The following is a 7310-nucleotide window of genomic DNA, read 5'->3' as shown; positions in this document are numbered from 1 at the left end:
CCTACTCCCCTACTCCCCTACTCCCCTACTCCCCTATAGGCCCGATCTACGCCGCTTGCTTCCGTGACGAGTTTTTCCACAAGGGCGGCGGCCGGCATCTCCCGCAGCTTCGCAACGCCCTGCCCGGCCCAAATGGGCAAGAAATCAGCCCGCTTGCTTTCATCCTTTGCCATCGAAAGCGGCATGACCAGACTCGCCTGTAGCGGAAACGCCAGCGCAGCATCTTCCTCACCAGCCATTTCCATCACAAACCGGTTGCGCACCACGCGCGCTGGGCGGCCAGTGAAGCAGCGAGTCACCGACGTGCTCTCGTCGTTGGCCGAGCGCAATGCTACGCGATAGACTGGCTGCACATTGGCTTCAGGACAGGCCAGGAAAGCCGTGCCGATCTGCACACCAGATGCACCAAGTGCAAAGCTGGCAGCAATGCCGCGACCGTCGAAGATACCGCCGGCGGCAATTACAGGCACCCGCACGGCATCAACAATCTGCGGTACGAGGGCCATAGTGCCGGCAGTGCCGATAGCAGGGTCGCCAGTGAATGTGCCGCGATGCCCACCCGCCTCGTATCCCTGGGCGATAATGGCGTCCACCCCTCCTGCCTCAAGCTGGCGCGCTTCCGAGACAGTGGTAGCCGAACACAAGACAGTACAGCCGGCGGCCTTCAACTGCTGCACAATTGCGGTGTCGGGCAGGCCGAAGTGGAAGCTGACCACCTTGGGGCGCAGCTCGAGCACAATTTCGAGACGCTCACGATCGAAGGTGGGGAAGGGCTCGCCCGGCTCGGGCACCGGTCCGAGGCCGACCTCCTCATAGCAGCCGCGAAGGCGGTCTCGCATGCTTTGGGCTGCCGCATCATCGCGTGCCGGCGGCGGGTGCGCAAAGAAGTTGACGTTGATCGGACGATTGGTGGCGTGCTGCGTCGCCGTGAGTTGCTCGCGGATAGCCGCCGCAGGCAGAATGCCGCATCCGAGCGAGCCAAGCGCCCCGGCATTGCTGACTGCCGCCGCCAGTTCCGGCGTGGCGATGCCGCTCATCGGCGCCTGGATTATCGGGTGCTCAATGCCGAGGAGTTCCAGAAGATCAGTGCGCATCCACATTGGATCACCCTCCTCTTTCTCCCAGGAGAGATTTTACCCTAACTGACCTCCCGCTCAAGTCGGATGGGGGCTCCGAACCGGCTCGCGGCCGGCCACAGGCTAATGCACGCGGGCGGGAGTTCGGCGTCGACCCTGATCTACCTGCCGTCGATGCGCCGGGCTGGCGCCGTGTTTACGACGCGCCATGCAGCCGGCCTATCCGGCAGCCGCGGCCGACGTTAGCGGCCGACTTCCGATCCGACATAGGCGATGCGCAGCATGTTGGTCGATCCCGGCGTCCTCAGCGGCACTCCGGCCGTGATGATGACACGGTCGCCCGGCTTGCCGAAGCCTTCGTCGAAGGCGATGCGGCAGGCGCGATCGACCATGTCGTCGAGGTCAATGGCGTCGGGAGAAACGACGCAATGCGTGCCCCACAACAGCGACAGCCGCCGCGCCGTGTTGAGGATCGGCGACAGCGCAACGATCGGCACTTGCGGCCGTTCGCGCGCGGCGCGCAAGCCGGTTGTGCCGGACGCGGTATAGGTGATGATCGCCGACAGCTTCAGCGTCTCGGCTATTTCGCGAGCGGCGAGCGAGATGGCGTCGGCTCCGGTTGCTTCCGGTTCTGAGCGCTGCGCGTTGATAATGCCGGCATAGGTCGGGTCGGTTTCGACCTTGGTAGCGATCCGGTTCATCATCGCCACCGCCTCGACCGGATAGGCGCCGGCGGCGGACTCCGCCGACAGCATGATCGCATCGGCGCCTTCAAACACCGCGATCGACACGTCCGAGACCTCGGCGCGCGTCGGCACCGGCGCGGTGATCATCGATTCCAGCATCTGCGTGGCGACCACCACCGGCTTGCCAGCGCGGCGCGCAGCGCGGGTGATCTGCTTCTGGATGCCAGGCACGGCTTCGAGCGGCATCTCGACGCCGAGATCGCCGCGGGCAACCATCAGCGCATCCGAAAGCTCGATGATCTCGGCCAGCCGGGCGACGGCCTGCGGCTTTTCGATCTTGGCCATGATAAGCGCCCGGCCGCGTGCGATCTTGCGCGCTTCGGCCAGGTCCTCGGGCCGCTGCACGAAGGACAGCGCCACCCAGTCGACACCGGTCGCCAGAACCGCGTCGAGATCCCGGCGGTCCTTTTCCGTCAGCGCGCCGACCGGCAGGTCAGTGTCGGGCAGGCTGACGCCCTTCTTGTCGGAAATGATCGTGCCGGCGACGACGGTGCAGACGATCGCCTTGCCGTTGCCGCTGACCGCCTTGAGCTCGAGCTTGCCGTCGTCGATCAGCAGGCGATGACCAGCCTCGACCGAACGCAGGATTTCGGGATGCGGCAGGTAGACCCTCGTCGAAGTGCCGGGCTCGGGATTGTCGTCGAGCGTGAAGGTCTGGCCCACGGTCAGCACCTCTTTGCCGTTGGCGAACTTGCCGACGCGCAGCTTTGGCCCTTGCAGGTCGGCGAGAATGCCGATCGGCCGGCCGACTGCCTCCTCGACGGCACGAATGCGGCCGACAAGTGTGCGCATCAATTCATGGTCGGTGTGGCTCATATTGATGCGGAACACGTCGGCGCCGGCTTCGAACAGCTTCTTCAGCATCTCCTCGGACGAGGAGGCCGGACCGATGGTGGCGAGGATCTTGACCTTGCGGCTGCGTCTCATTGACTGTTTGTTCCCGGGGCGGCTGGAGCGCCATCCGTTGCGGGCTCGTCAGTCAGCTGGACCATCCAGCTTGCCTGCTCGCCCGTGTCATATTCCTGGAATCCGGCGCGCTGAAAGCCCCGGGCGACGCAATCGGTAACGCCGGCGATCTTGAACTCTTTTTCGGCCACGCACATGTTGATCGGGCCATCCCAGCGTCCGCCGCGCTCGGCGTCTTCTGCATAAAGATAGTAAAACCTTGATGACAACGGTCCCTCGATCAGCGTCTTGCAGCTCGATCCTTCGATGTGCCACCAGCCTTCGGTGATCCAGCCAGCTTTGGCGCGATAACCGATGCCGACACCAACCAGGTTCTGCGTGGCGTTGCAGACCCGGAAATCGGCCCGTGCCGGCGAGGCCGAAATCACCGCGAAAAGGCCCATGGCCGGTATCAGGAGCGGCATGGCCAAGGCATGGCGCACACGCAGCCTGCCGGCGAAACCCATCCCAAAACCCCTCAAGAACCACATTTGCATCTCTCAACGCCCCTTTTCGGAAAAGTCCGCACGCATGTCAACGCGCCGATCTGTCCAATTCCAATCGATTTAGAAGGCTCTGGCGCGCTTGCGGTCGCCCCTGCTCAGTTTTTTGGCAGAAACCGTGGCCAAACAACGGCATTGCGCGAGCGTTCTCTTCGTGGAATGACGATACCACCCTCCCCGGAAGCCAGCGAACAGACCTTTCCCGCCAATGACCCGATCCACAGTTTTCGCGCCTTTCGATATCGTCGAAGGCGATCGCAAGCGCGGCATGGTTCTTCTGGCCGATCACGCCCGCCGCGACCTGCCGGAGGAGTATGGCAGCCTTGGCCTGCCCGTGGCGGAGTTCGACCGCCACATCGCCTACGACATCGGCGTCGAGACTGTAACCCGCGAACTCGCAAGTCTGCTCGGCGTTCCGGCGGTGCTTGCCAATTTTTCGCGACTGCTGATCGACCCCAATCGCGGCGAAGACGATCCAACGTTGATTCGCCAGCTCTATGACGGCACCTTGATCCCGGGAAATTATCCCATGGCCCCGGAGGAGCGCGAAAGACGGCTGGACCGTTTTTACCGCCCCTATCATGATGCCATCGGCGCCATGATCGCCTCTGTGGCGCAAGCATCCGCGCAGGCACCCTTCATCTTTTCGGTGCATTCCTTCACGCCGACCATGCAGGGCTTCGTGCGGCCGTGGCATGTCGGCATATTGTGGGATCTCGACGACCGCGTGGCGCGGCCGCTGATCGACATGCTCTCCGAGGACAAGAGCCTCATCGTCGGCGATAACGAACCCTATGACGGCGCGTTGCGCGGCGATACCATGTTCAGGCACGCCATCGTCAACGGCTTTGCCCATGCGCTGCTCGAGATCCGCCAGGACCTGATCGCCGACCGCAAGGGTGCCCTCGCCTGGGCCGAACGGCTGGCGCCGATCGTTGACGCGATAGATCGACGTGCCGATATACATGCTGTGAAAATATTCGGCTCGCGCACCGGGCCGGTATGATTGAGGCCCAAGGGAGGCCAACAGGACATGACCGAACTCAGCGACGAACAAAAGCGCGATTTCGAAGCCGCTGCCTTCCGCCGACTGGTCGCGCATCTGCGCGAGCGTTCCGACGTACAGAACATCGACCTGATGAACCTCGCCGGCTTCTGCCGCAACTGCCTGTCCAACTGGTACCGCGATGCGGCGCAAGCCGAAGGTGTCGAACTCAGCAAGGAACAGTCGCGCGAAATCATCTACGGCATGCCCTATGCCGAGTGGCAGGCACTGAACCAGGTCGAAGCCTCCGACGCCAAGAAGGCCGAGTTCGAGGCAAGACGCCCCAGGGATCACTAGGGGAGGACGCCGTGCCTAAGATTGACGTTGCCGACGTGCCCGGACGCAAGGGCTCATCCTATCCACCGCCGTTCGGTGCACCCTGTGCCGAACGCGTGCGGCAGCGGCTGGGCAACGCAGGCGGGCTCACCGACTTCGGCATCAATCTCATGCGCCTGCCGCCGGGCAACTGGTCGAGCCAGCGCCACTGGCATTCGCACGAAGACGAATTCGTCTACGTGCTTGAAGGCGAGCTGACGCTCGTCGAAGATGCCGGCGAGACGGTGCTGCGCGCCGGTGATTGCGCGGCCTTTCCGAAAGGCTCAGGCAACGGTCATCACATGATCAACAAATCGGGCGCGATGGCGATCTATCTTGAAGTCGGTTCGCGCGGGCCCGACGACGTCACCACCTGCTCCGACATTGACATGATGAGCACCAACGCCGACGGCCGGTTTGTGCACAAGGATGGCGCGCCTTATCCCGAGCCGTAAGGATTTCGGAGTGGACCGCCGAGATGGTTGGCCGACGCGAGAGGACGTAGCGCCTGGTCCAAGCACTTTCGGCGAAGAGCGCTTGACTGTGAATTGAATCGATCTAATTTGCCGCGCAAAGCCATTTCCGGACCGGATTCTACCCGATGGACGCGCAGAAAATCACGCAGACCGCGATTCGTGGACGCTGGGCAGTGGCCGGCATCTTCCTCGCCAATGGCTTCCTGACCGGCAGCTGGGCGCCGCAGATCCCGGTGTTCCTGACCCGGCTGGACATCAGCAAGTTCACGCTCGGCCTGCTGATTCTGTTGTTCGGCGCCGGCGCCGTCACCGCCATGACCTGGTGCGGCCATCTGATCTCGAAGCATGGCTCGCGCACGGTGCTGCGCTGGTTCGGACTTGCCGGCAGCTTCGGCCTTTTGGTCGTGGCTCTGGCCCCCAACGTGCCCCTTGCAGCCGTCGCCATGTTCATCTTCGGCGGTTCGATCGGCGGCATGGACGTCGCCATGAATGCCAATGCAGTGGCAGTCGAACGGCGGCTGTCCCGTGCCATCATGTCGTCCTCACACGGCTTCTGGAGCCTTGGCGGTTTCGCTGGCGGCGCTTTGGGCGGGTTCGCCATCCAGAACTACGGTCACCTCGCCCATGCGACAGTGGTGACGGCTCTTGCCTTTGCCGTCATCGCCGTAGCGATCCGCTACCTGATCGCCGAGGACAAGCACCCAGTCGCCGAGCACCACAAATTCGCGCTGCCGGCAAACCCGCTGGTCTATCTGGTCGGGCTGATGGCGCTGCTGACGATGATCTCCGAAGGTGCGGTGCTCGACTGGGCGGCGCTGTATCTCAAGCAGGAGCTCGGCGCCGATCTTGCCATTGCTGGCCTGGCCTACGCGGCCTTTTCCGGTGTCATGGCCGTCATGCGCTTCCTTGGCGACGGCGTCCGTAACCGTTTCGGTGCCGTTACGACGTTGCGTGCCTCTGCCCTTGCCGCCGCAGCCGGCATGCTGGTGGCAGGGTTGGCGCCCTCGCCGTGGCTGGCCATTGCCGCCTTCGCCTTTTGCGGCCTCGGTATTGCCAACATGGTGCCGATCATTTTTTCGGCCGGCGGCAACCAGGAAGGCATGTCGTCGGGCACCGGCATGAGCGTCGTCACCACAATGGGCTACTCAGGCATTCTGGTAGCGCCGTCGGCGATCGGCTTTATCGCCGAGCATTCGAGCTTCGGCCCGATCTTCGTCGCCCTGTCCGGGCTGCTGATCCTCGTGCTGTTGATGGCCGGCCTCGCTCACCGCGCCGAATTTTCTGCCGAGGCCGCGCCAGCCGAGTAGCGCTTCAACTCCTCGTAGAGGAAATCCGCGACGCGGCGGATGCGCACGCTGGTACGCACGTCGCGGTGCATGGCCAACCACACCGGCAGCATCGGCAGCGGGAGGTCCGGCAGCACGGTTTCCACCAGCGCATCGCGCTCAGCCAGCGGCTCCTGGCCAAAGCCGATGCCGTTTCCCGCCCGCACCGCTTCCCAAAGCACCATCTGATTGTCGGTCCTGAAGCGGAAGGCATTGCGGGTGAGCGGCACGCCGAATTGGGCGAAGCCGCGAATGATCCCATCGCTGCGGTCGAAGCCGACCAGATCGTGGTCGACCAGATCGCGGGCCTCGCGCGGACGGCCACGCCGGTCGAGGTAGGATTTTGCCGCACAGGCGCGGAGCGGAATATCGGTCACCTTGCGCGCGACCAGTTCATTCTGCGCCGGCTTGACCATGCGGATGGCAATGTCTGCGTCGCGACGCAGCAGATTCTCGACCTGGTTCGACGCGACGATCTCGACCTCGACGCCGGGCTCCTCGATCCCAAGCCGCGCAGTCATTTCCGGCAGCACATAGGCCGCCACCACTTCGCTGGCGGCAATGCGCACCGTACCCTCGATCGCCTCGACCGATCCCAGCGCCATCAGAGAAAAGGCGCTCGCCTGCTCGCTCACCGCGCGGCCCCGCTCAAAGAGCGTGCTGCCCACTTCCGTGAGCGCATAGCCGCGCCGCCCGCGCCGGAACAGGGTGACACCGAGCGCCTGTTCCAACTCGGTGATGTGGCGGCCGAGCGTCGGCTGGCTCGCGGCAAGTTTTCGCGCGGCCGCCGACAGGCTGCCGGTCTCCGCCACCGTGACGAAACTTTTGATCAAGTTCCAGTCTATGTCCATTCAAAATTGAATATCAGATCGCCAGCTT

8 protein-coding genes are annotated in these 7310 nt (G+C 63.8%); 4 read left to right on the top strand and 4 right to left on the bottom strand.

Annotated features, from left to right (window positions below; translation table 11 throughout):
* Positions 1-17: 17 nt before the first annotated feature.
* The 3 genes from AC0L2X_RS27625 to AC0L2X_RS27615 all read right to left on the bottom strand — a co-directional run bounded on the left by AC0L2X_RS27625 (position 18) and on the right by AC0L2X_RS27615 (position 3192).
* A complete protein-coding gene (locus tag AC0L2X_RS27625; protein ID WP_473600711.1) occupies positions 18-1100 on the bottom strand; it encodes an NAD(P)H-dependent flavin oxidoreductase in 1083 nt (360 codons plus the stop codon).
* 218 nt (positions 1101-1318) lie between these two features.
* A complete protein-coding gene (gene pyk, locus AC0L2X_RS27620; protein WP_473600710.1) occupies positions 1319-2749 on the bottom strand; it encodes a pyruvate kinase in 1431 nt (476 codons plus the stop codon).
* Positions 2746-3192, bottom strand: coding sequence for a DUF1036 domain-containing protein (locus AC0L2X_RS27615; RefSeq protein ID WP_473505739.1), 447 nt, complete (start codon positions 3190-3192; stop codon positions 2746-2748). The genes pyk and AC0L2X_RS27615 overlap by 4 nt, the downstream gene beginning before the upstream one ends.
* A 286-nt stretch (positions 3193-3478) precedes the next feature.
* On the opposite strand from AC0L2X_RS27615, the gene AC0L2X_RS27610 reads away from it, so the two are divergent.
* The 4 genes from AC0L2X_RS27610 to AC0L2X_RS27595 all read left to right on the top strand — a co-directional run bounded on the left by AC0L2X_RS27610 (position 3479) and on the right by AC0L2X_RS27595 (position 6413).
* A complete protein-coding gene (locus AC0L2X_RS27610; protein ID WP_473600709.1) occupies positions 3479-4276 on the top strand; it encodes an N-formylglutamate amidohydrolase in 798 nt (265 codons plus the stop codon).
* A gap of 27 nt (positions 4277-4303) precedes the next feature.
* Entirely contained in the window at positions 4304-4612 is a 309-nt protein-coding gene (locus AC0L2X_RS27605) for a DUF1244 domain-containing protein (protein ID WP_292663476.1), read from the top strand.
* Between the two features lie 11 nt (positions 4613-4623).
* A complete protein-coding gene (locus AC0L2X_RS27600) occupies positions 4624-5085 on the top strand; it encodes a cupin domain-containing protein (protein WP_473600708.1) in 462 nt (153 codons plus the stop codon).
* 146 nt (positions 5086-5231) lie between these two features.
* Positions 5232-6413 carry an MFS transporter gene (locus AC0L2X_RS27595; protein ID WP_473600707.1) on the top strand — a complete coding sequence of 394 codons (1182 nt, stop codon included), beginning with the start codon at positions 5232-5234 and terminating at the stop codon, positions 6411-6413.
* Here the strand turns inward: AC0L2X_RS27595 and AC0L2X_RS27590 are convergent.
* Complete coding sequence (locus AC0L2X_RS27590; RefSeq protein ID WP_473600706.1) at positions 6371-7282, bottom strand: LysR family transcriptional regulator; 912 nt, start codon at positions 7280-7282, stop codon at positions 6371-6373. The two genes, AC0L2X_RS27595 and AC0L2X_RS27590, sit on opposite strands and share 43 nt — an antisense overlap.
* Positions 7283-7310: the final 28 nt, after the last annotated feature.

The sequence above is a fragment of the Mesorhizobium sp. WSM4828 genome, from assembly GCF_055811175.1.
The sequence above is the reverse complement of the archived record's forward strand: the minus strand, read 5'-3'. Positions and strand labels throughout refer to the sequence as shown.

What these genes read in the sequence shown, in the direction of transcription:
- AC0L2X_RS27610 (WP_473600709.1), top strand. Translation starts at nt 3,479, where the DNA reads ATGACCCGATCCACAGTTTTCGCGCCTTTCGATATCGTCGAAGGCGAT.
- AC0L2X_RS27625 (WP_473600711.1), bottom strand. Translation starts at nt 1,100, where the DNA reads ATGTGGATGCGCACTGATCTTCTGGAACTCCTCGGCATTGAGCACCCG.
- AC0L2X_RS27590 (WP_473600706.1), bottom strand. Translation starts at nt 7,282, where the DNA reads ATGGACATAGACTGGAACTTGATCAAAAGTTTCGTCACGGTGGCGGAG.
- AC0L2X_RS27615 (WP_473505739.1), bottom strand. Translation starts at nt 3,192, where the DNA reads ATGCCGCTCCTGATACCGGCCATGGGCCTTTTCGCGGTGATTTCGGCC.
- AC0L2X_RS27595 (WP_473600707.1), top strand. Translation starts at nt 5,232, where the DNA reads ATGGACGCGCAGAAAATCACGCAGACCGCGATTCGTGGACGCTGGGCA.
- AC0L2X_RS27605 (WP_292663476.1), top strand. Translation starts at nt 4,304, where the DNA reads ATGACCGAACTCAGCGACGAACAAAAGCGCGATTTCGAAGCCGCTGCC.
- pyk (WP_473600710.1), bottom strand. Translation starts at nt 2,749, where the DNA reads ATGAGACGCAGCCGCAAGGTCAAGATCCTCGCCACCATCGGTCCGGCC.